Origin of the sequence: Nibribacter koreensis, from assembly GCF_039541795.1 — a bacterium.
GTDB classification, from domain to species: domain Bacteria; phylum Bacteroidota; class Bacteroidia; order Cytophagales; family Hymenobacteraceae; genus Nibribacter; species Nibribacter koreensis.
Genome location: NZ_BAABGX010000001.1, coordinates 1,003,511 through 1,023,863 on the forward strand (window position 1 = coordinate 1,003,511; position 20,353 = coordinate 1,023,863).

Consider the following 20,353-nt stretch of genomic DNA (forward strand, 5'->3'; position numbering starts at 1 on the left):
CTTTTAGATTGTTGTTTCTATGTTCTCATTTGATTCAATCGTCTCAAACACCACGTCCCTGAAGCGCAGCAGCCTGCGTATGCGGGTGCTGGTGGGGTCTGCCTCCGTGATAGTGTTGCTCCCCTCCAGGTAGTGCTGGTTCACCTCGAAGCCCTCTATCACGTTGGTGGGCCTTTCAGTCAGGGGTTTTAGTGCTTGCATTGCCTGCTCGGCCATGGCGTTGACTTCGCTAGTCCTTGCCAGATTCCCCTGGACCTCCCAGACGATCTCCACTAGGATGGTGCATTCGGCGCTGGGGCAGTTCCCGGTCCTACCGTCCGCAACCGTCTGCTGACTCAACAGCACGTAGGGGCGGGCGGCGGTACTGGGCACGAAGTCCGCATAGACCTGCGCGTATGCTGGGCCTGCTATGAACACTTGGTTCTCCAAAAGGCTCAGATAGGCGTTGCGTAGGGCTTGCTGCGGGTCTCTCATTTGGTGTTCAGTATCTCTTTTATATTGGCTAAGAATTTGCCTCTCTGTGCCTCAAGGGCAGGATATAGATAAGGCCTGGCCTTTAGTTTCATGTGACGGGTATGCGTGCTAACCTGCGAGGTGCTTCGCTGTACCTTCACCCACTTCTCTTTGCTAGCCCTAGGCCCTGAAATCTCTTCCTTATCGTAGTTTTTGCGGGTGTGGGACGAAACAGAGACCTCTCCGTCAAACCCAAACTCCACGGCGGCGGCATACTCCACGTTTGACCCGACGGTGCGTGAAAACTCCCCAGTGGCATGCCTTACAATGGAACTTCTAAGCCTACCCGTGTCCACCTGTCCGCCTGTGGTAAGGTTTATTTTAGCGCCACTCTCCACAGCAATGGTCACACGGTCTAGTTCCTGCTTGATCTCCTTAATCTTGTCCAGCCGGAACTTACCAATCTGTTTAATAGCTTTGTCAAATCCTTCTGTATTAAGCCTGATAGCTGACTTTGCCATGGTTAAAAAGGCAGGGTTACACCAAATTGCTTGAAGTAGGAATAGTTTTCCTGGTTAAAATAGTCCCTTAACCAAGTAGTCAGGTTGTCTCTAAAGAACCTTCTCTTGTATTGCTTCTTAGCCTTGCGTGGAACCCTAAACATTGCCATTAGAATATCTTTAGTTTACTTGGTAGCCGTGCCGGTTATCAGCACGACCTCGCCCCTGGCGTCCAGGTCCACCGCGCTCTTCACGGTGATGAATGTATCGTCCCACTGCACCAGCATGTCCTCTGTGACCTGCACCGGCGAGGGGTTGCGCACCTCTATCTCGTAGGGCCTCCCGTTCAGGATCTGCGCGGCGTTCAGGGCCCTTGTGCCCGTCATGGGCGTCACCTTGGCCCACATGTCCAGGATGTGCACGCGCTCTCCGGTCAGGTCGCCGTTGGGCTGCTTCTCCGGCACGTCCTGCCAGAGGGTGATTCTATGCCTGTGGTCGCCCGTCCTCATATGATACCAACGTTCTTGCGGCCCATATCAAGAAGCGTCTTGACGTTGATGGGGAGTTCTGCCACTATCGTTCCCACCACGCTGTGGTCGCGGTTGTTGTACATCTCCGAGACCAAGACCAAGACCGCCTGCCTGAACATCCTCGGGAGCGTCCCGGTTGGGAAGCCCGCCGTGTAAGTCAGGGTGTAGGTGTTATCGGGCCCGAAAAAGCCCGCAGACTGAAAGCCGTATCCCCAGCCGTAGTCCTCCTTGTAGGTGTTGTTGACGCTCATGCCCTTCAGGTACTCGGCGTACCAAGTAGAGCCGAACTGCTCCAGGGGTATCATGTTCCCGTCCTGGTCCAAAGCCTCCGTCACTGTGGCGTAAGGTCCGTAGGGTAGGCTCTGAGGGCCTGCGTATCCTTGCTGGCTTAGCCTAACGCTCAAAGTCTTAGGCCCGAAGCTCAGCCCCGTGTACTTTTCGCACCACTCGCGGGCGGTCTGGATGAGCAACAGCACTAGCTCCCCCTCTTCTGTAAGGGCACCCTCCGGCGTCTCCACCGGCACGGCCACCTTGCACCAGTTGGCGGCGGTCTTTACCGTCACGGGCTCCTGCTCTGGGGTTAGGTCTGCTACTGTCGTTACTTCCACTTACTTGGTGTCTAGGGGTGTCTTGTCCTCTTTGGTCAGCCGGTCGGCGCCGGGCTTCTGCTTTCTCTTTTTGGGGTCTGTGACTCTTGCCACGAATCCCCCGCCCTCCAGTTCCTCCAGCCTTTCGGCGGTCAGGGAGAACACCTCGTCGGTCGCTCTCCTTTTGCCGTTGTGCAGGCGGTCAATGAAGCTCTTCAGAACCTTGGCTCTCATGGCTATTTGCCTTTTGGCTTGGTGTTCACAGCGGTCATATCCTTGCCACTCTTTGGTTCTTCAGCGGCAGATTTAGCGTCAATAACCTCAACCAAACCGGCCTTCTCATATTCCCTACCTTCACCCTCCCTAACATCGGCGGTCTGCCCTTCCAGCAATGTGCCGAAGTAGCTGTTAAAGGTTATCAGTGCTTTTATTTTCATGGCTTTAGGTCTTAAAGAGGCTGGGAATTACCCGATTCCACAAGTGGAGCGGAACCCAGCCCTTATTTGGTTAGTAAGTCAGATTAAGCGGCTGCCAAGGCAGTTCTCGCGGCGGCGAAGGTGCCTTTCACGAAAGAGGCTGGGCGGATAGTAGCCAAACCAAGACGCTCTTCGATCACAATGGTCACCATGTTGCGGATAGCGTTGTCTCTGTCCTGATCGTAGAAGCGTACGTTAAGGGCTTTTCTATCATAAAGCTCAGCACCATTGGTGAAGTCTCCGATGAAGAAAGAACCTGCGGTTACCGCGTCCGTCTCAATGATCGGCAGTCTCCAGATGGTAGACACCGCGCCTTGGTTGGCAGTGTTCACGAACAGATAGCCTCCCTGAGCGTCTTTTGTAAGTTCCAATACTGCCACGTCAATCGGGTTTAACATGATGGCAGTGGCACGGTAGCGGCCTATTCTAATCTGGGCCATGGCTACGCGCACGATGTCCGCTATGGTGGCGTTGGCAATCGTACCGATACCGGCAGGGCGGGCAAAGGCAACGGCGTCAAGGTTCAACCCGCGAAGGTCAGAACCCGTGCCAGAGCCGTAAAGGATCTGCGCATCTTCTACCAATCTCAAATCCTCGGCACCACGAGTGGTCACGTAGTTGGTGATGTAAGGAACATCCTCAATCATCTCCTCAGATAGGCGCAGGTGAGCGGCTATTTTCTTGATCTCGGCGGTTTTAAGCACCAAGTCATAGTCAATCTGCGGCTTCAACGCACCCTCTGCCACGGTAGTAGGCGAACCTTCGCCGCCGTTTTCCTGGATGTAGTGGATGATCGGGCTAGAGGTTGGACGCACGGTCATGAAGTCGCGCACGTGGTTGAAATAGGCTTGACGCTCTACCACTCCAGCGCGCAGGTTTGGCTGCATCACACCAGTGCCTAGGCTAGTACCTACCAGCATGTCGCCCACTGCCTTTTGGTCAAAGGCTAGGGTGAAGTCCAGACGGTCAGCACCGTTCTTCTTTGCGTGCAGTTTGCCTTTGTTCTCATCCAAGCCCTTTGCCAGCATCTGCTCAAAGGATTCAGGACCTTGATTGCTAAAGCCTCCGGCCTTCTTGATAGAAGTCTGAAGTTCGTCATACTGCTTCTGAGACAATTCCTTGTGCTCTGTCAGCATGTTGGCCAACTCGCTCTTCAGCGAGTCCTCAATCATTTTGCCGTTTTCCTTCACGGATAACAACACCTGCTCGTTTGCCTGCTTTACCTTTTGGTCAATAGCGGCGTCCAATTGATTTAATTTTTCTTGTAGTTCCATCTGAGTGGTTTTAGGCGGATTTAAGCCTTTTAATGAAGTTGTCTATTAAGTCAAGGTCGCTCGGCTCGGCAGGCGGTGGAGTGGTCGGTGCCGGCTCCCCCGTCTCGAGTGAAATCAACAGTGTTTCTATGGATTTGAGGCGCGCGTCCGAGTAGTCCAGGTTGTACATCTGGGTCAAATGGGTGACGAGCGCCTTCGCGTCTTTCTGGTTCTTGAGGTCTGCCAGCGGGGTGAGGGGGTTGGCGCCCCATGCGGTGAGGGTAGAGTACTCCCACAGCTTGTATTCGGTGATGACCTTCGCGTCTGAAGGGTCTCTCTTGATGACGTTGAACCCGATGGAGTGCTCCAGGGTCTTGCCGTGCTCGGCGTAGAGCTTGTAGTCCTCGTAGGCGTCGCGCCCTATCTCCTTCTTGAGGTTCAGCTTGGAGCGCATGAGCAGCCCCACCTCGTCCTCCACGCCCTCCAAGGGCACGCCCAGCAAGAGCTTGCTGTCATGGTTGAGGAAGTGCTTGACGCGCTTGAAGTTCTCTTGCAGCGTCTTGGCGAACGCCCCGCGCTGAGAGATGTCGCCGTCTGAGTCCTCGTTGCCGAAGGCGTTGACATAGATGGACACCACGCCCGTCTCGTCAATGTCCTTCACCGCGTAGTCCAGCGATTTGTATTGTATGCTCATCGGCAGGTAGGGGATTTATCCAATTATGGTAGTATAAATTTACCTATTTAGTTGCTTTAAAGCATTACTTTAACTATATTGAGGTACGTGATAGGTACTCAATACTTTATATGAAAAGCAAACCTCGAAAAAAGGCCTTTGTAAAAGCAGAAGTAGACCCGGTTTTTAAGGACAAGATTGGTAGAATAGTGACAGAGCGGGGCTTTATGAACGAGGCGGACTACATCCGTCACGTGTTAAGGCAGGACGCGCTCAGAGAGAATGGAAACGAAACTAAAGCCGCATGAAACCACTAACAATCAATTGGATACTTGCCTTTATGGCAATAGGCCTGAGTGTTTTACAACAATGGGTCAAGAGCCCGATAATCGTACTGTGCTGTGTTGTGATTTTCTGCACTCAGTGCCTGGTTATGGTTATTGGCAAATCCCATAAAGACCAATGATATGAGAAGACTGTTACAGAGTGATCGCACCAAGGCGGTGCTGGCCCTTTTGGCGTGGGCGGGGCTGATAGGCGGGCTGGTGAGCCTGTGTAGGATGGCATTAACCACTTAACCCTGAGGATATGAGAAGAGAAGCGATACGCCCGTGGTTCAAGGCCGCGCTTTGGTTGATAGTGATAGGTGTTGTGTTCCTGTTTGGTGAAACATTGTTCTTCCTGTGGCGGGATGGCTACCATTACTATGCTGAGACCGCCGCCGAGAAACTATGCGATATGATTGGCAAGTCCATCTGCACGGCTGGGAATGTTGTGGCCTTGATATGTATTGTACTTCTACCCTTTAGCAAACATGACCCCGCCTGACCGCTACCACTGGCAGGTTGACCCCGACAAGTCCCGCTTCTGGCAGGCCACGCCCACGGGCTGGGAGCTGGTGAGCTTCGGCCCGCGAAGACCCATCGCCCGACTGAGACCCAAACAGAGAACCGTTAACAACTGAGATATGACAGAAGCAGAAACACTCTTAACCGCCATAGTCAGAGAAGAGGGCTATGAAGACATTCAAGACTGGCTAATGAATGCCAGTACCTATAACCAAGAGGAGGTAATACTGACCGCTATGAAGGAATATGCCTTCCTCAAGCAAACCTAACCCACCCCAGACGGCGCGGGAGCGGGAGGTGTACGGGGCGTGGGCCTCGTTCGAGTGGCTGCGGGGAAACCCTACCCCGCTCATGGAGCTGCGCCAACGGGAGCCGAGGCAGGGGGAACTGTTTGAACCGATAAAGAAGAAGAAATGAAGAACGAATTCACAATGCAAGACTTTGAGAAAGGCCTTATGCTGGCTGGCATAGTAAGACCAGCCACGCTAGAGGAGCTGAACCACCGGAGGATAGTTGCGGCGAATGAAAGTTTTGGCAAATGTCCTGACTCCTGCAATACATGCTGCCAGCAACTGCCAGAATGCGAGAATAAGCAACTGATAGAAAATGGGAGAGAAAAGTTAATAAACAACTATTGATTTATGGGAACAGCAATACTTGTAGCTATACTGATTCAATTGTGCATAATGCACACTACGCTTAAAAGGATAAATGAAAAGCTTGATAAATAGTCACTGATATGGAACAGAATAAAGCGATTTTCACAACAGAGGACGGAGTTAAAATTTATGATGGAGATAAGTATTGGTGGCTTAGGGCTGACAACTCCATTCATGAGGGTAAAGCCTATAAAGGTATGATATTCAACGCTCCGCCAGATCATAGAAGGTACTCAACAATAGGAGCCGCCAAAAAAGCAATTAAAGCCTAATGCTATTCTATATCCTATCCAAAGCAGAAAAGCTCATTACGGGAGTAACAGAGCAAACAGAAGACGGGTGGCTCACGTGCCTACCAGTTCACAACCCCAAGAACATAGACATAGAAGAGGAGAGCATAAAGGGTAGTGAGGTTTTTAACAACCCGAATTACGAGGTGAGCAAAGACCTTATAAATCTTGTCCAACAAGTATAGCCGCTTAACCCTCTCCCTTTCCCTTCAGCTCGTCCAGCCCCCGGTTGACGGCGCTCTCCACCAGCCTGAGGTTGACCGCCGCGGTGCTGAAGGCCGTGGCCACGGGGCTCAGCATCTCCTTATCGAAGCCGCCCTGCGTCAACAACGCCTCTATCCGCTCCAAATGCGCGGCCCCCTTCTTGATGAGGGCCAGGGCCTCCCCCATGTCCTGGGACGCGAGTTGCAGCGCGCTCATGTCCTCCCTAAGCGCGAAGTACTGCGCACGGGCTTCTGATTCTGGGTTTTCACTCTCGCCGTCTTTCTTGATTCGTTCGTTCCATGCCATGCGGCAAAAGTACGGAATATCCCTTGCTTTTTGGTTGCTACATGACTACCTTTCGCTATGAAAAGCGTCACCGAGTACGCCGCTGAGATTGGCAAGAGCCGTCAGGCGGTGCAGAAGCAAATCAACATGGGCAAGCTCAACGCCAAGAAGGTGGGCGGGGTGTGGGTAATCTTAGGAAAGAAGGCCGATGGAGACAAGTAATATAATCCTAAAGATATGGGACGAGGCTCATAGCACCTTGCTTGAGGACTATAGGAAGAAACGGGATGAGTTGAATGATAAGATAGCCTACATGGAGTCCATCACCCCGGCGCAGATGATGGAGACCGTCCTGTACAACTTACCACCCGAACCTGTGCCAGTGCCTTTTAATGGCGGCAAAATCCTCCCTAAGAAGGTAATATTCTTGCTTCTTCAAGAACGCAACAAACTGACAGACAGGGACACGTTTGTTGAAGAGTTTAGGAGACGGGGCGGGAAAGGTGGCATTGGCGCATCCCTGCACCGCCAAGTCAGCGTCGGACACCTGATAGCCTTTGAAACCGGGGGCGGAACGCGCTACAACCAGAACAACCCCCTTTACGGTCTTCCCGAGTGGTTCAACGAAGACGGCACACCCAAACCCGAATACCTGCCCTAGCCATGGCCTACGGAGACAGACGATACGACCGCGACCCGCGCCGCAACTGGCAGGGGCTGCTCTTCTTCGCCGCGATCATGGCCGTGGTGATTGCCGCCATGAAGCTGTGGGAGTGGCTGGGGTGGTAATATTTTAGTATATTGGACTATGGAACATAACAACAAAATCACCCTAGACATCTCCGGTATCAACCCTAACGAAACCTTTATCAACACCTATAACAAGGATATAGAGGGTTCCATACAGGCCACGCACAGCGCTGAGAAGCCCAACGTTCTGACCATTGCCGTGCAGGGGAAGAACGGCGTATCTACGTCTTTTGACCTTAGAAAGGAACAGGCCATCGAATGGCTGTCTAAGGCGCTGGCTATTGCGCATGAGTTGATATAAGAAAAGCCCCGGTCTCCCGAGGCTTCCCGCGCCACACGATGGCCTGACGCCCTCCCGGCGTGCTAGGTGCTTGCCGCCAACCCGTGGCAGGATAGCACAGATGCTTGCCTCCTTTCTGTAGTGAGAAGATGGTAGAAGATACGAAATTAACGTACTAAAATCAAGCTATTTAGGCTCATAAAGTGGCACGCACCGGCATTGGATGACTTCTGAGGCGGGGCCGGTCGGGTCGCCTGGGTGGTCTAGCTCCGCTCCCCCTACCTTGAACTTCCCGTTAAGGTCCACGGTCTGCCCATCTACGCCTATATGGCTACTCCGCACCCTAGAATCCCGCGTAGCGAGCCAAACTTTATTCAAAGCTAACCCTGTTGAACGTGCGCCTAAGGTAGATCCAGCGTTTGCGCTACCTATGATTTCCGTCCTCGCAATGACGGTGGCGCGAGTCTTGTTGATGCCCGCGAACTCATCCTTAAGCAGCTTCACCGTGTTGGGGATGCTCAGACCCTCTCCCACGGCGGTCTCCAGCACGCTCCGCACCTTCTTCAGCGTGGTCTCGGTGATGCCCGCGATGCGCTCCCCGGCCTTCTCCAGGGCGAACCGGCGCATGAACCGCATCCATACCGACTCTTCGGCCTCCGCCTTGGTCAGGAAGTCCGTTTCGTGGCTCTTGAGGGCGCGGTACTGCTCGCGGGCGAAGGCAACCCCCACCAGCGTGTACACCTCCACCATGGCCTCCTTAATGGGCTTCTCACTTAAGGCCTTCTCCCAGTCATTACCCTGCTCATAGGCGAGGATGACGGGGGCTATCTGCTTAGTCAGGGCTTGCAGGAAGAGGCGCTGGGCGCGTGCGTCAAAGCTCAGGCGCTTGCGGTCTGCGGCCTTCCACAGAAGGGTCTTGTGCTCTTCGGTTCTCATGCTAGTTTCTTTGGTGCTTGTAGCGTTTGGGCTTGCCTAGTATCACGGGCCTGCCCTTGTAGAAGGCCTCTATGTGGGTGCATCCCTTATTAAAGCCCAGCACGTCCTTAAAGGCCAGCATGACGCCGAACTCCACGCTGAAGGCGAAGGGACGCGGGTCCTGCGTGGTGTAGGGGATCATCTCAAAGGGCATGTATCTCATACCTCAAGATAGCTATTTCTGGCCGTACTCGCTCACGCCCTTCTCCTTGAGCGCCTTCATCTCTTCTTCTATGTCGGTGGATCGGGTCAGGTCGCCAATGTCCTTGACGGGTATCAGGTTGTTGGGCACCATGTACAGGTCCATGTTGGGGTCCTCAGGCGTGCCCAGTATCTTCTGCTTGTCCTTGACCTTGATGTACCACGCCTTGTCTACCCACTCCGCCGTCTCCTTCTTGTTCTCCTGAAGGACGGATATGTCAGAGGTGTCAAAGTCCAGGTACAAGTCAGCCCCGTAGCGCGGCGTCAGCCACTCGTTCAGACCGTCTCTCCACTTGGAGCGTCTTGGCAGCACGCAGTTCATGTAGACGCGCTTGTCTGCGCTGTCCAGGTTGTTGTAGGTGCTGCTCTCGTTGTCGTTTAACAACTGACTAGGGAAGCCGTCGTAGATGTTGCAGAGCTGTCTGAAGGAGTGTAGCATCCCGGCTAAGGTATTCAGTTCCACCGGAGAAAGCCCCAGGTCAATCTTACCCAGCTCCTTGGAGTGGAACACTACGGACCCGTTGCGGCCTATGCCGTTCTTCTGCTCCCATGAGCGCTTGAGCCCCACGGCCTGCTCTTCCGTCCACTGCACGTTTTCATTGTCCTTGGAGTACACGATGGCCTTCACGCCCTGGTTCTTGTAGGACGCCGCCATGGAGTCGGTGCCGGCGTTGGAAAGGGATACCTGCCGGATGGCCGCTTTCAGGGGACTCATGCCGTACAGGTCTGAGCCTGCCTGCGAGGACGGGTTGAAGTTTTTGAAGTGCAGCACCTCTGCCTTGTCTATGCCCTTGCTGTTGTTCTGGTCAATGATGTACTTGTACCCACGCACAGGCTCCATGGCGCCGCCGGACACGATCTGCACCAGGTCTGACTTGAGCACGCTCAGCTCGGTGGCCTTGCCCCGGTTGACGCCGCTCTCCAGCCAAGGGGCGTAGACGTAGCTGTTGCCCGTCACGTCCTCATACACGCTCATGGCGTGCAGGTCTAGCCCGTTTACAAGACTTAATAGCTCATGGTCCTCTAAGATGTCCCATGATTCGGTGCCGTTCTTCTTGTAGAGCTTCCACTTGACGTTGCGCTGGAGGTTCGCCCGGTAGTTGGTGATGGCGAAGACGTCCGCGTTGAGGTAGCCGCGCTCCAGGTACTCGTTGGCCTTGTCCTCCATCCAGACGGGCATGTCCACGCCCAGCATCTGGTAGAAGGAGCGGTCGAAGAGGTTCACCCCCATGGAGGATGCCGCCTTCTGGAGAAGGGGCAGGTCGTAGCCCTTGTGAAAGGGGTTGAACAATTGCAGTGTCTGTTTCAGGTTCATATCGTGAATACTTTTTGTTGCTGGTTGGTTAACATGAGGTCTGTCAAGGCCCAGACCAGGGCGTCTACTCTGTCGGGGGACTTCTCTCCTTCGCCTGCGTTCCAGGTGGTCATCTGGGTCTCTAGCTTGGCAAGGTTGCCGTAGTGCTTGACACGGCCCTGCTCATACAAGGCGACAACGGGTTCGGCCCTAGTCACCTTGCCCCTTGAGGCGTGGACGCTCTTGTATGATATGCTTTTATCTATGTTTCTAAGGATAGCCTCTACCATATCCCCGCCATTGTTGACCTCTGCCACCACGCGGTCTGCTTGGTGCTCGTTATAGGCTTTAATAGCTGTGCCGGCCATCACGTTCGGGGAATATGTGCCTGACAAGTCATCAAGCACGTAGGCTAGGTTGTCATAGCCCAGGCCGGCAACTATTATCCCGGTCTCATCTGAGTCTTTATTTGAGGTAACAGCAGGGTCAATTGCCACCACCACCCTCTTAAAGGGAGGCAGTGAGGTAACGCGGTTGCGGTCCAACAGGGACATCTTCCACAGCGCACCCTCAATGTCCTCCAGTATCTCGGCGTTGAGCTCCTGACGGCCTAGGCGCGTCCCTTCATACTTAGATATTACCGTGGTGAAGAACTTTGCCGCGAGGTTGGCTTTGTTCTCATAAGTTGTCCCTTTGGTGATGTGGGTGTTGGGATTCTTGGCCAGCTCTCTCACTAGAAGCGTGGGCCTAGGGGTGGTGGTGACGATACACTGCGGATTATCTCCTAGGCGTAGACCAAACTGCAATTGGTCCCAGGCGTCATCGTAGCGCCATGCGGCCAACTCATCCGCCCACGCCTTGTGGCACTGTGGACCCCTCAGGCGGTCGGGCTCATCGGCTGAGAAGATGATGGCCTTCGCCCCGTTGCTCCACGTGAGGCGGCGCTTGGAGGGCTCGTAAACGGGCCTGTCGTTAGGGGGACTTATGTTGAGGATGCCGGACTCCCCCTCTACCATCACGTCCCTTGCATCGGAGGCGGTAGGGCCTACCAGGTGGATGATGGGGTTATCCTCTTTCCAGACGCGAACGGTCTCGGCCCCCGTCCTGGTCTTGCCGAAACCACGCCCGGCTAAGATAAGCCAAGTGTCCCAGATACCTTCGGGCAGGAGCTGCTTGTCCCTTGCCCAGAGCCCTTCCCAGTCATAAAGCAACAAAGCAGCTTCCGTTTCTGAAAGCTGCATGATCGCATCTTGTACCTCTCTGCTACTCCTTGTTTGCACCAAGTTTCGCAAGTAGTGCGGCTCTGGCATCTGTTAAGGTTAATTCTCCATTGACCTCAAGCGGTATCGTTTGTTTCCCATATACTCTATCAAGAAGCAGCTCCGCCGCCCGTACGTTTCCTTTCTTCGCGGCGGACTTTAAGCCTTTAATGATTTCTCGCGTTCCTTCGTCTCCCAGTTCCTCTTCGAGCAGGTCTTTCAGGTCTGGCAGAACGGGCCTCCCTTTCGGGTTGCCGCTCACTCCCTTTGGGAAGGGTTTAAGGTTCTGGGGGTTGCCTCCTTTCTTAGCCATGGTTCACTGTTAATCCGTTGTTAGTGTGCCCGGCGTACCGGGTGTTGTCCCCTGTTGTCATTGACCCTTTCTGCTCTGGGACAGGGGGCACCCGGCACGGCTTCTGGGCGGGGTGTTACTTGCCTACTAGGTATCTGCAGTACCGACAATAGCCTCCCCTGGTAAGGACGGCCCAAAAGGTCTGCTCACAGTGTTTGCATTTTACTATCTTCATGCCCTTAGTTTAGATGGAAGAACCAAATGTTATTCAACCCCTGAGAATCCTTGAAGCAGTAGTGCTCAAATCTTCTCACCGGGCAGGGTAGTGAATACTTGTATATCCTCATAATCATTGCCCTTTGGTATGCTTCTTTCTTCGTTAGGTGGTGGAGACCAGGGCGGGCTTCGAACCCGCATCCGCTGAATGGCTGGAAACAGCGCGCTCTCCCGGTTGAGCTACCCTCTCCGTGGGGTTAGGCGGCTAGTGCCTCTTCTAAGGCAGACAGCGCGGCCTGCAGGTCGTGTATCTTGTCACCAAAGTCCCCTTTGTAGTCTGGAGAGGCGGCGTGGTATTCAGCTTTCATTTCCTTTAGTTCGCGCTCGAGCACTTGAATTGCATAGTCCATAGCCATTTTCTTATCTGTTTGATGGGTTCCACCCGTGCGACCCCCTTGAGTTACCTTACATTATGCGCTTGGTGGGGTATCGTCTTAATGGGTGGTCGGTCAAGCCGTTCGCCTGTCCGTGTGCGGTGGGAGAAGGCGCGAACCGTCTGCCACCGGGTGGTGCGTGCTGGGGTGAGGCCGTTACATGAAGCCAAAACACCTAAACCTATGCTTCACCCTAGCTGTACTAATTACGTGAAAATAAGTTAAATAACCAAATGTTTTAGCTACAATTTTGGTAGGTACGGCAATCTTTCTCACGGGTACGTTTCGGCGTTTTCTACCCGCGTGGCCGGGGTCGTGGGTACTATTTCGGCTTTCTTACCCGCGTCCCGGTCTCGGGCCTCCAGCAGGGCGTGGTAGTCGTCCTCCACGCCCAGCATCGTGGCGAAGGCCCGCCAGCCCTCCGGGTCTTGGTAGTGGTGCTGCATGGGGCTAGCTAGAAGCGGCCTTCTGTAACCTCTGCTATACCTAGGATGCAATACCCTTCCTCAAGTCCGAATTTCCCGCCTTCTAAAACATAAGTCACCTTTCTTAACTCGGCTTCTCCTGTGTACTTCTCAAGGTTCGGCAACCATTCTTGGAGCATTAGCCTATCTCCGACTTTGAAGCCCCTGTCATTCTTTCTGAGCTCAAAGGTTTTAGCTCCTGACTTAATCCCGCGAAAGAACTCCGACCATGTTTTAAGGTAATGTATTTGCTCCATCTTCAATTCTTTAGGTGTGTATGACTCTTTGGCAATCCGTTCTTGCATTGCCTTGGTTGCAATCTCAAGTGATGTGGTTAACGGCATAATCTTTGGCTTAAACAGGTTTAATGATTCGTTTCACCAGCCCCGGCCCGATCCAGCCGACGGCAATCCCGATGCCCACGAGCACGTACCACGGCATCCCCTTCCTGGTGGTGTTGGTGGCGCTGCTTTCCGCATTGCCGCTCACCTGCGCCCCCTGCCCGCCCGTGTTGGCGGCGGTGGCCTCGGAGACCGCGCTTTGCTTCGTCTTGCTTTCGTCCGCCCCGGCCTGCGAGACCGCGCCCAGGGTGGAGCCGTCCCCCGCCTTCTGCGTGTTGGTGGCAAGGGTGGAGCCTTTCAATTTTGTCGGGCCAGCGTTGGAGACATCACCCCCTGCGAAGATGATTGTATTCCCTTTCAGCTTCTTAGCCGTGAAGATGTCGGCCCATGAGGCCTTGGGCGCGGTCAGGGCGGCGTCCGTGCCTTGCAGCGGGTCCACGGGGCGGGCGGTCTTGCAGGCGGTCAGCGCGCCTAGCAGGAGGCATAGGTAGAATAGTCTCATGCGGTGGCCTCCTTTCTGATGTATTCCCCTTCCTCTAGGCCTACTGCGAAGTGCCACTCTAGTAGCTTCCGGTGGATGAGGGCTTGGTTGTAGACTGGGGGAAACTCATCCTCTTTGTAGATTCTCACATCAAAGTCCCTGAAGATGGAGACAATCCACTCCCCGTCTAGGCTCTCCACGTCTATGGATGAACCCGCGTCCATTGGGTCATGCCATTCTATCCCTTGTGAGTTGGTTGCTAGTTCTGCAATCTCAGTGGCGTAGAAGGGGCTGTTGTTGCCATCTGTCGGCTTAAGCAGTGTTTTATGGTCATTCAGGATGGGCTTCACATCTCCAATGTTGTAATCGTCAACAAATGGACCCACGTCTACGCCTGCACTCGATGAGCTTAGGTTTGCTAGTATTGTTTCAAAAGGACGTACAGACCCCGCACTCACTTTCAACTCATAAGGGAGGTATCTGCTTAGTATTTCAAATTTTCTGTTCATGATGCTTCTTTCGTTACTGGTTGGTTGTCTCTTCTGAGGTAGTCGGGCCTCACCTGCTCCCGTGGCACGATGGCCAGCTCATGGCCCATGTAGTCAATCTCTATCCTTGACGGGCCGTAGGTCACGTATGCGGCCTCTAGGGGCGTGCGTATGACAATCTGCATCAAAACCGTGTCCAAGTCCGTCTGAGCAAGGGATGGTGCCGTGGCGGGGCTCTTATGGGCCTTCTCAGGGGTGTCTGCCTTTATCTTGATGGGCGGCTTGCTAGGCTTGGTGGCCAGCTTCCCCTTCTGGTTCTGGGGCAGGGCGTTCCATTCGGCGGCGGTGTAGTTGGTCATATGGTGCCAGTGACTGAGTAACATTTAAATCTGCTTACCAAGACAAACTCCGTCCCTTTCGGCATATACTTGGCCCACTGCTTAAGGCGCCTTCTAAAAGCTCTCACACTTCGCACGTAATGGAAGTGGGTAGAATAACCCCGTTCACTCATCACTTGTCCATCTCTCTCATGCGTCACCCACCTTTCAGATTGAAAGCAATTATCATTTTTATCTAAAGCATACCAGTCTATTGCGTTCACTTCGGTAACTGAATCGAATGAGTAATTTTTGATTCGCTTGCCCTTTTGGGCGTCATATTTAACTTTCATTTGTTTTGCAGTTAGAGGAACAATTGGTAGCCGTTGTCGTGGAAGTACTCCTTGCGCAGGGCCTTGACGAGGCCGTGGCAGTGGTGGGTGTAGGGGCTGCGGTAGCGGGTGACGTGGTAGGGGATGCCCCACCGCACGCGGCGCTCCCGCTCCTTCAGCCACCCCGCTCTGAGCAGGGAGGCCTCGAAGTAGCGCGGCTGGGTCATGGCTGGGTGGCTAGTTTAGTTCTCAGCAGCTCTGGGTGTTCATGCACGTTCCCAATCACCTCCCACGTGGCCGCATCCCTCGCCCCCTCGATAGGCAGGAAAGAGGCCGTGACGCTCCCGATAGTTCCAAACGTGCCTTCTTTGAACACTACGGGCGCGTAGTCCGCACCCCACCCCGTCGCCTCCATCCTGTCTGGGTATTTATATTCCAGAATGTCCCCCTCGTAAATTTCGGCCCCCTTCTTGTCCTTAAGGCCTGTGTATTGCATCAAGGCACAACCCTCTCTCATGGCGGGGTTAATCTCCGAGGTGTGAATGCCGTCCATCGTCTCTGGGAATACATGGGTAGGCGTGATGGAGTGGACTTGGAACATCTGTTCGGTGGCCAGGTGGTACGCTCTGAATTTAATTTCTCTGTTCATGTCTTAATGGATTTGGGCGGTGGCGTTGGGTTTGCGGTTGACGGGCATGGTGTGGGTCTTGGCGGCGTGCTTGGCGACCCACAGGCGTCCGTAGTGGGTCTTGGCCGGCATCCGGTAGGCGTGGCGCAGGGCGTCCCGCTTCACCCATGCCTTGCGGCGGTGCGTGGCCGGGGTCGTTCGGGGGCGGCGGGCCACCGCTCCCCCGGCATCGGGGAACAGCGGCAGCTGCGCGGGGGCTAGGGTCTCTGTCAGTTCCATTAGCTTGCTTGGTTAAGTGGTTGGTGTATGGTGTCGAATAGCGTAGGGGTGCGCATGATCTGGTGGCAACGGTCGGTGGCCGTCTGCACATGCTTTGCATCCGTCTCGTAGCCTATGAACCTGCGCCCCTCCTTCAGACTCATGGCGCACTCGGTGCCTGAACCTGCGAATGGAACCACTACGAGGTCGTTGGGGCGGCTACAGGTCAGGATGAGGGTGCGGGTCAGCTTCTCGGGCTTGATGGTCTCGTGTTCGTAGTCTCCAGTCTCGAAATTAGGCAGGCGAATCACGTCCCCCCAGTTTTGGAAGTTATAGAAGGGGCGGCGCTTGTCCTCATATTCCTTTCTTAGGTCCTCATATTCCTTTCTTAGGTCCTCATATTCCTTTCTTAGGTAAGGAGAGCACCACTCTTGGAGCTTTAAATACATCTCTTTAGTAATCATTCCCGGCTCTGCTTTGTCTAGTGACAGGCAGGCACTCGCAACCCCGCCACCATTTGTCGCAGTACCTAAAGCGGCATTAACCTCTTTGAACACTACCCTGCCTTTCGCCTTCATTATTTCAGCACGGATGTAATCTCTGATATAGAAGACGCACTCAGTCAGGTTAAACACGTCCTGCGTGTACATGAGGATGCGCTCAGTAAGGGGGGCAAAACTCCGAAGACCAGTAGCCCATTTAGTCTGTTGCTTGTGAGGGTTGGTGTTTTCCCAGACGAGGCTGTTTGCTAAATTGAAATAATGGTCAAAAATGGTCTGCACGTAGGCGATGTTCTTAGCATCTCCATACACGAACAGCGTCCCGTTGTCGGCCAGTATCCGCTTGTAGTGGCGGGCCTGCTCCTCCATAAACTCCAGATAGGCGTCAAAGGAGGGGAAGACGAAGTCGAAGTCTCCCTTCACCTCGAAGTAGGGCGGGTCGGCTATAATGAGGTTGGCGCACTTGTCAGGCAGTTGAGCCATGCCCTCGCGGTTGTCTTGGTGGTGTATCTTGTTCAGCAGGGTTTGCGGTATCATCTTAAGCGGCTTTGTGTTGATAACTTGTTAAGTTCTTGAGCAGGGGCAGCATCTGCCGGGCCACCTGCATCACTTCGTGGGGCAGCTCCCCAATCAGGGCGGAGGCACCGTGTAGCAGGGCCTCGTCCCCCGTCAGCGCACCCACCGTCTCGCGGTAGGCGGCATCCCTGAACCCCTCATCCGTCTGGTAGCGCTCCAGCAGTATCCGGAAACCCGTCTCTACGTCCATCTTCTTTCGGTTTAAGGTGTCTCTCTTCGGGGTCTCCGTAGCGGTAGCCCAGCGGCACGGGGCCGTACTGGTCGGGCACGTCCTGCGCGGGGTGGAACCCCAGGCCCGCGTAGTAGTCGGTGGCGGCGCTCATCAGAACATCCCCCGGAAATCGTCTATGATCTGCGGCTTCCTGTCCTTCTTCCACCCGCCCCACTTTGGCTTCTGCTCCTTCCCGTAGTCAGGGTCTTCCATGCGGATGAGGTCTTCGCGAATCGTGCCCCGGTTCACCCCTAGCGCATTGGCTAGCTGCTGGATGGTGAGTCTGGGATTGGCCTTGATGAAGGCGGCGCGCTCTCTTTGAGCGGCTAGCAGTTGCTGTGTCCTGTTCATGGCTTATGCGGCGGTTAGGTGTCTAATGGCCATCTCCCGTTCCTCCACCTTGCGCAGGGCCTTCTCCACCAGGAACCTCCTGAAGGGAAGCCCACGCTTCACGCAGTAGGCGAGGATGGTGCGCAGGTTGCGCACGTCGGCGGTCAGCAGGGACTCGTACCAGACGGCCAGCGCGGCGGCTGGGGTCTTGCGCTCCCTAAACGAGGGGTTGGTGCTGTAGCTCTTCATATCTTCTGGTGTATTGGTTGAACTTGAACTCTGAGAATCCCACGCGCCCGATGAAGTCGAACTTCACCTTCTGCACGTAGACGCGGGTGGTCATGGCCTCGAAGTCGCGGTAGACTGAGATGCCGTTGTAAGTCTTGTTGTAGAAGTTGGCGCTCCCGCTTATGCTGTACATCGTGGGCACGGCGAACTTGCCCGTCTGCTCGCTCTTCACCATCTTGGTCGGGTGCGCCACCAGGAACACGTGCACGTTGTAGAGCTCTGCGAAGTCCACCAGGTGGTCGTAGATGTGGCTCACGTACTCCGTCTCGCTCATGGCCCCCGGCCTGGCACTCTCCACGCAGTTGTAGGGGTCTATGGTCAGGGACTTGATGCCCTTCCTGAGCACCATCTCCCGCCCCTTCTCCAGGATGCCCTGGATGGTGGGCTTGATCTCGCGGCGGTTGATGAAGAAGAAGCGGTCCCGCATGAACTCCTTGGCCGCGTCCTTCTCGTCCCGGCTCATCCGGTCCAGCGAACCCTGGAACGGCTTGCCGATGAAGCGGTGCGCGATGCGGGAGTAGTGCAGGGCCTCGCCCCCGTTCTCGGCGGCGAAGATGCCGTGGCTCCAGCCGTGCACCCTGGCCAGCCTTTCCAGTATCTCGTCCAGCACCTCCGTCTTGCCGTGGGAGGGGATGCCCGTGATGGTGGTCACCTCGCCCCCCCGGAAGGACATGAGCTTGTCGAAGTTCTGGTAGCCCACGCGGTCGCCGGAGGGGAACCCGTTCTCGTAGTAATCGTCGAAGACCGTCTCCACGCTGTCCAGGGTGATGACCCCCTCTATCGGAAAGGTGTGCAGGCGCTGGAACATCTCGTCTATGTACTCTTCGCCGTGGGCCAGCAGCACCTCGTTCATGTCCTTGCAGCCGTCGGGGTACTCCACGTAGTAGCAGCGGTCCTTGCCCAGCCTTCTGGCCAGCTCGTCCCTTAGCGCGAGGCCGGGGGCGTCGTTGTCGGTGGCCAGCACGATCATGGTCTTGTTCTGGAAGTACTTGGCGCAGTTGTCCAGGTACTCCATCTTCATGTCCCCCTTGCTCGCGCCGTTGGGCACCGACACGCAGGGCTGCTCCGTGGCCTGCCACACGCTCATGGCGTCTATCTCCCCCTCCACGATGACGCAGTGGGTGGGCTCCTCTATGGCGTTCAGGTTGTAGAACACCAGCTCGGCCTCGGCCTCCATGGTGAAGGTCTTCTTAGGCTTGCCGTCCTCGGCGTAGTCGTAGCGGCTCTTGACGTTCACGATGTCGGTCCCCTTCACGTAGGGGAATGCGATACAGTCCACCTTCCTCCCGGCCTTGTGGATGTACTTGAGGGACGGGCTTATCAGGAACTTCTCCAGCGTGGCCCTTTTGATCCCCCGCGTCTTCTCGAACCAGGCCACCATGCGCTCGGTGGGTGCCTGCGGCTCGAAGTCGGGCCTCTTGTACACCTTGGCGTTCTCGGTGCCCTTCTTGGCGAGGCTCCCCTTCCACGGGCAGTAGTGGCAGTTCCACACCTGCGCGTCGATGTTCACGCTCAGGGAGGTGTCGCGCTTGTTGCTGCGGGCGTCCTGGCATTTGGGGCACGTGGTCTTTAGCTGGCCCGACACCCGCCCCTTGAGGTTGATGCCCGTCTCGTGCCATTCTCTGAATACCTCCATCACATTATCATGCCTTGAAGTGGACCGTTCTGGATAGCGCCGCTGCTATAGGCGGGCAGAAGCTTGGAGCGGTAGCCCTTGTCGGCGGCGTCCACCACCCAGCTGTTGATGGCTCCGTAGTCGGACTTGTAGGATTTGCCGGATGCCAACTTGTGGTTGGAGAGCTTTGCCAGCATCCAATCGGTCTTCTCTTTGCCGTGCTTTTCTACAAGGGTGCCGTATTCTGAATCAGTCAGAAAGACAGAGGTGGTGTATTCTGTTTTACTTTCTTTTTCTTTCTTTTCTTTGCTAGGTTTTGCCAGACTTTTGCCAGAGCTATGCTTTAGCTTTGCTTTAGCAATGCCACCTTTGCGGCCTGCTTCGGCCCGTAGGCGTCTTTTTGCGTCCACATCCTCCATTCTTCGCATGAGGGATTCAGAGTAAATGGCACCTTCTTTTTCAATGAAAAGGCCTAAAGAAATAGCGGTGTTTAAGAAGTGCTCTAGCTTTGATTTGTCAATGCTTAAGCTAAGCGCTAGCCCTGCTCTAGCATTGCTAGGATAGGAGTAGTTGGAGCAGTCCCTGAGTGTTTCCACGATGGCCCAGTAAAGGCCGTACCCCTCCCAGCCGAACTCCGAGCGCAGCTCCAGAATCCTGTCATCGTGCCGGGCGTTGGCATCGTGTGAAAAATAGTATGCTTCTTTTGCCATTTTACCTATGTGTAATTGATAGCCTAAAAAAAATTAGATGATCCCCAGGCGGATGAGCTTCTCAATCTCAGCGTGTTGCCAAGAGTTGTCCTTGAGCCTCGCGTCAAACGTGGGGCGTGACAGTCCGATGTGCTCAGCGATGGCCTTCTTCTTGAACCCCCTCTCAATGGTGGCTCTCACACGGTCGGCTATTTTGATAGGTGAAGACGTATTCATATAATTGTGGTATATTTAGTCTTAGGTTATACGTAAATGTAAAGACAAGTTGCTACAATTCCTAATAACTTGTAAAGAATTATGAGCAAAAAGCCAGTCAATTACCGACTCACCGAATTAGCCGTCCAGTTGTTAAAGG

The 20,353-nt window shown here is 54.7% G+C and carries 38 protein-coding genes and 1 pseudogene; 8 read left to right on the plus strand and 31 right to left on the minus strand.

Annotated features, from left to right (window positions below):
- Positions 1-3 precede the first annotated feature (3 nt).
- From ABD880_RS04340 to ABD880_RS04375, 8 genes are all read right to left on the minus strand, one after another.
- The gene (locus ABD880_RS04340; RefSeq protein WP_345162693.1) at positions 4-474 is read right to left on the minus strand and encodes a hypothetical protein; all 471 of its coding nucleotides are present in this window, start codon (positions 472-474) and stop codon (positions 4-6) included.
- Complete coding sequence (locus ABD880_RS04345; protein ID WP_345162695.1) at positions 471-974, minus strand: HK97 gp10 family phage protein; 504 nt, start codon at positions 972-974, stop codon at positions 471-473. The genes ABD880_RS04340 and ABD880_RS04345 overlap by 4 nt, the downstream gene beginning before the upstream one ends.
- 164 nt (positions 975-1,138) lie before the next feature.
- Positions 1,139-1,462, minus strand: coding sequence for a phage head completion protein (locus ABD880_RS04350; RefSeq protein WP_345162697.1), 324 nt, complete (start codon positions 1,460-1,462; stop codon positions 1,139-1,141).
- Entirely contained in the window at positions 1,459-2,046 is a 588-nt protein-coding gene (locus ABD880_RS04355) for a head-tail connector protein (protein WP_345162699.1), read from the minus strand. The genes ABD880_RS04350 and ABD880_RS04355 overlap by 4 nt, the downstream gene beginning before the upstream one ends.
- 45 nt (positions 2,047-2,091) lie before the next feature.
- Positions 2,092-2,304: a hypothetical protein gene (locus ABD880_RS04360; RefSeq protein WP_345162701.1), complete on the minus strand. Its 213-nt coding sequence runs from the start codon at positions 2,302-2,304 to the stop codon at positions 2,092-2,094.
- A gap of 2 nt (positions 2,305-2,306) precedes the next feature.
- Complete coding sequence (locus ABD880_RS04365; protein ID WP_345162703.1) at positions 2,307-2,507, minus strand: hypothetical protein; 201 nt, start codon at positions 2,505-2,507, stop codon at positions 2,307-2,309.
- Between the two features lie 83 nt (positions 2,508-2,590).
- Positions 2,591-3,820, minus strand: a complete 1,230-nt coding sequence (locus ABD880_RS04370; RefSeq protein ID WP_345162705.1) for a phage major capsid protein — start codon at positions 3,818-3,820, stop codon at positions 2,591-2,593.
- A gap of 10 nt (positions 3,821-3,830) precedes the next feature.
- Complete coding sequence (locus ABD880_RS04375; protein WP_345162707.1) at positions 3,831-4,493, minus strand: HK97 family phage prohead protease; 663 nt, start codon at positions 4,491-4,493, stop codon at positions 3,831-3,833.
- A gap of 110 nt (positions 4,494-4,603) precedes the next feature.
- Between ABD880_RS04375 and ABD880_RS04380 the strand changes: the two genes are divergently transcribed.
- The 4 genes from ABD880_RS04380 to ABD880_RS04395 all read left to right on the plus strand — a co-directional run bounded on the left by ABD880_RS04380 (position 4,604) and on the right by ABD880_RS04395 (position 6,251).
- Positions 4,604-4,780 (plus strand): hypothetical protein, encoded by a 177-nt coding sequence (locus ABD880_RS04380; protein WP_345162709.1) that lies wholly within the window; start codon positions 4,604-4,606, stop codon positions 4,778-4,780.
- Between the two features lie 280 nt (positions 4,781-5,060).
- Positions 5,061-5,300 carry a hypothetical protein gene (locus tag ABD880_RS04385; RefSeq protein WP_345162711.1) on the plus strand — a complete coding sequence of 80 codons (240 nt, stop codon included), beginning with the start codon at positions 5,061-5,063 and terminating at the stop codon, positions 5,298-5,300.
- Between the two features lie 139 nt (positions 5,301-5,439).
- Positions 5,440-5,589, plus strand: coding sequence for a hypothetical protein (locus tag ABD880_RS04390; RefSeq protein WP_345162713.1), 150 nt, complete (start codon positions 5,440-5,442; stop codon positions 5,587-5,589).
- Between the two features lie 470 nt (positions 5,590-6,059).
- A complete protein-coding gene (locus ABD880_RS04395) occupies positions 6,060-6,251 on the plus strand; it encodes a hypothetical protein (RefSeq protein ID WP_345162715.1) in 192 nt (63 codons plus the stop codon).
- 207 nt (positions 6,252-6,458) lie between these two features.
- Here ABD880_RS04395 and ABD880_RS04400 read toward each other — a convergent pair whose 3' ends face one another.
- Positions 6,459-6,779 carry a hypothetical protein gene (locus tag ABD880_RS04400; protein WP_345162717.1) on the minus strand — a complete coding sequence of 107 codons (321 nt, stop codon included), beginning with the start codon at positions 6,777-6,779 and terminating at the stop codon, positions 6,459-6,461.
- A gap of 57 nt (positions 6,780-6,836) precedes the next feature.
- On the opposite strand from ABD880_RS04400, the gene ABD880_RS04405 reads away from it, so the two are divergent.
- Genes ABD880_RS04405 through ABD880_RS04420 form a run of 4 tightly spaced genes read left to right on the plus strand, consistent with a single transcriptional unit; the run spans position 6,837 to position 7,809 of the window.
- Entirely contained in the window at positions 6,837-6,980 is a 144-nt protein-coding gene (locus ABD880_RS04405) for a hypothetical protein (RefSeq protein WP_345162719.1), read from the plus strand.
- Entirely contained in the window at positions 6,967-7,419 is a 453-nt protein-coding gene (locus ABD880_RS04410; RefSeq protein ID WP_345162721.1) for a hypothetical protein, read from the plus strand. Before ABD880_RS04405 ends, ABD880_RS04410 begins: the two co-directional genes overlap by 14 nt.
- 2 nt (positions 7,420-7,421) lie before the next feature.
- Positions 7,422-7,547, plus strand: coding sequence for a hypothetical protein (locus ABD880_RS04415; protein WP_345162724.1), 126 nt, complete (start codon positions 7,422-7,424; stop codon positions 7,545-7,547).
- 19 nt (positions 7,548-7,566) lie between these two features.
- Positions 7,567-7,809, plus strand: coding sequence for a hypothetical protein (locus tag ABD880_RS04420; protein WP_345162726.1), 243 nt, complete (start codon positions 7,567-7,569; stop codon positions 7,807-7,809).
- Positions 7,810-7,974: 165 nt separating this feature from the next.
- Here ABD880_RS04420 and ABD880_RS04425 read toward each other — a convergent pair whose 3' ends face one another.
- The 22 genes and pseudogenes from ABD880_RS04425 to ABD880_RS04530 all read right to left on the minus strand — a co-directional run bounded on the left by ABD880_RS04425 (position 7,975) and on the right by ABD880_RS04530 (position 20,214).
- Entirely contained in the window at positions 7,975-8,724 is a 750-nt protein-coding gene (locus ABD880_RS04425; protein WP_345162728.1) for a phage minor head protein, read from the minus strand.
- Between the two features lies 1 nt (position 8,725).
- Positions 8,726-8,926 carry a hypothetical protein gene (locus ABD880_RS04430; protein ID WP_345162730.1) on the minus strand — a complete coding sequence of 67 codons (201 nt, stop codon included), beginning with the start codon at positions 8,924-8,926 and terminating at the stop codon, positions 8,726-8,728.
- 12 nt (positions 8,927-8,938) lie between these two features.
- Complete coding sequence (locus ABD880_RS04435; protein WP_345162732.1) at positions 8,939-10,279, minus strand: phage portal protein; 1,341 nt, start codon at positions 10,277-10,279, stop codon at positions 8,939-8,941.
- Positions 10,276-11,568, minus strand: a complete 1,293-nt coding sequence (locus tag ABD880_RS04440; protein ID WP_345162734.1) for a DNA-packaging protein — start codon at positions 11,566-11,568, stop codon at positions 10,276-10,278. The genes ABD880_RS04435 and ABD880_RS04440 overlap by 4 nt, the downstream gene beginning before the upstream one ends.
- Positions 11,522-11,830, minus strand: coding sequence for a DUF5681 domain-containing protein (locus ABD880_RS04445; protein ID WP_345162736.1), 309 nt, complete (start codon positions 11,828-11,830; stop codon positions 11,522-11,524). The genes ABD880_RS04440 and ABD880_RS04445 overlap by 47 nt, the downstream gene beginning before the upstream one ends.
- A 363-nt stretch (positions 11,831-12,193) precedes the next feature.
- Positions 12,194-12,276: pseudogene (locus ABD880_RS04450) on the minus strand.
- Between the two features lie 6 nt (positions 12,277-12,282).
- Complete coding sequence (locus ABD880_RS04455; RefSeq protein ID WP_345162738.1) at positions 12,283-12,435, minus strand: hypothetical protein; 153 nt, start codon at positions 12,433-12,435, stop codon at positions 12,283-12,285.
- Positions 12,436-12,913: 478 nt separating this feature from the next.
- Positions 12,914-13,267 carry an ASCH/PUA domain-containing protein gene (locus ABD880_RS04460; RefSeq protein ID WP_345162740.1) on the minus strand — a complete coding sequence of 118 codons (354 nt, stop codon included), beginning with the start codon at positions 13,265-13,267 and terminating at the stop codon, positions 12,914-12,916.
- A 10-nt stretch (positions 13,268-13,277) separates the two neighbouring features.
- Positions 13,278-13,766, minus strand: a complete 489-nt coding sequence (locus ABD880_RS04465; protein WP_345162742.1) for a hypothetical protein — start codon at positions 13,764-13,766, stop codon at positions 13,278-13,280.
- Positions 13,763-14,131 (minus strand): hypothetical protein, encoded by a 369-nt coding sequence (locus tag ABD880_RS04470; protein WP_345162744.1) that lies wholly within the window; start codon positions 14,129-14,131, stop codon positions 13,763-13,765. Before ABD880_RS04470 ends, ABD880_RS04465 begins: the two co-directional genes overlap by 4 nt.
- Positions 14,132-14,250: 119 nt before the next feature.
- A complete protein-coding gene (locus ABD880_RS04475; RefSeq protein WP_345162746.1) occupies positions 14,251-14,616 on the minus strand; it encodes a hypothetical protein in 366 nt (121 codons plus the stop codon).
- A gap of 298 nt (positions 14,617-14,914) precedes the next feature.
- Positions 14,915-15,109 carry a hypothetical protein gene (locus tag ABD880_RS04480; RefSeq protein ID WP_345162748.1) on the minus strand — a complete coding sequence of 65 codons (195 nt, stop codon included), beginning with the start codon at positions 15,107-15,109 and terminating at the stop codon, positions 14,915-14,917.
- Positions 15,106-15,531 carry a YopX family protein gene (locus ABD880_RS04485; RefSeq protein ID WP_345162750.1) on the minus strand — a complete coding sequence of 142 codons (426 nt, stop codon included), beginning with the start codon at positions 15,529-15,531 and terminating at the stop codon, positions 15,106-15,108. The genes ABD880_RS04480 and ABD880_RS04485 overlap by 4 nt, the downstream gene beginning before the upstream one ends.
- A 3-nt stretch (positions 15,532-15,534) precedes the next feature.
- Positions 15,535-15,789: a hypothetical protein gene (locus ABD880_RS04490; protein ID WP_345162752.1), complete on the minus strand. Its 255-nt coding sequence runs from the start codon at positions 15,787-15,789 to the stop codon at positions 15,535-15,537.
- Entirely contained in the window at positions 15,789-16,805 is a 1,017-nt protein-coding gene (locus tag ABD880_RS04495; RefSeq protein ID WP_345162754.1) for a DNA-methyltransferase, read from the minus strand. Before ABD880_RS04495 ends, ABD880_RS04490 begins: the two co-directional genes overlap by 1 nt.
- Position 16,806: 1 nt before the next feature.
- The gene (locus tag ABD880_RS04500) at positions 16,807-17,034 is read right to left on the minus strand and encodes a hypothetical protein (protein WP_345162756.1); all 228 of its coding nucleotides are present in this window, start codon (positions 17,032-17,034) and stop codon (positions 16,807-16,809) included.
- The gene (locus ABD880_RS04505) at positions 16,982-17,167 is read right to left on the minus strand and encodes a hypothetical protein (protein ID WP_345162758.1); all 186 of its coding nucleotides are present in this window, start codon (positions 17,165-17,167) and stop codon (positions 16,982-16,984) included. The genes ABD880_RS04500 and ABD880_RS04505 overlap by 53 nt, the downstream gene beginning before the upstream one ends.
- Positions 17,167-17,406, minus strand: coding sequence for an HTH domain-containing protein (locus tag ABD880_RS04510; protein WP_345162759.1), 240 nt, complete (start codon positions 17,404-17,406; stop codon positions 17,167-17,169). The genes ABD880_RS04505 and ABD880_RS04510 overlap by 1 nt, the downstream gene beginning before the upstream one ends.
- A gap of 3 nt (positions 17,407-17,409) precedes the next feature.
- Entirely contained in the window at positions 17,410-17,634 is a 225-nt protein-coding gene (locus ABD880_RS04515) for a hypothetical protein (protein ID WP_345162761.1), read from the minus strand.
- Positions 17,603-19,309 (minus strand): toprim domain-containing protein, encoded by a 1,707-nt coding sequence (locus ABD880_RS04520; protein ID WP_345164115.1) that lies wholly within the window; start codon positions 19,307-19,309, stop codon positions 17,603-17,605. Before ABD880_RS04520 ends, ABD880_RS04515 begins: the two co-directional genes overlap by 32 nt.
- Positions 19,309-19,998, minus strand: coding sequence for a Lin1244/Lin1753 domain-containing protein (locus ABD880_RS04525; RefSeq protein ID WP_345162763.1), 690 nt, complete (start codon positions 19,996-19,998; stop codon positions 19,309-19,311). Before ABD880_RS04525 ends, ABD880_RS04520 begins: the two co-directional genes overlap by 1 nt.
- 33 nt (positions 19,999-20,031) lie before the next feature.
- A complete protein-coding gene (locus ABD880_RS04530; RefSeq protein WP_345162765.1) occupies positions 20,032-20,214 on the minus strand; it encodes a hypothetical protein in 183 nt (60 codons plus the stop codon).
- Positions 20,215-20,353: the final 139 nt, after the last annotated feature.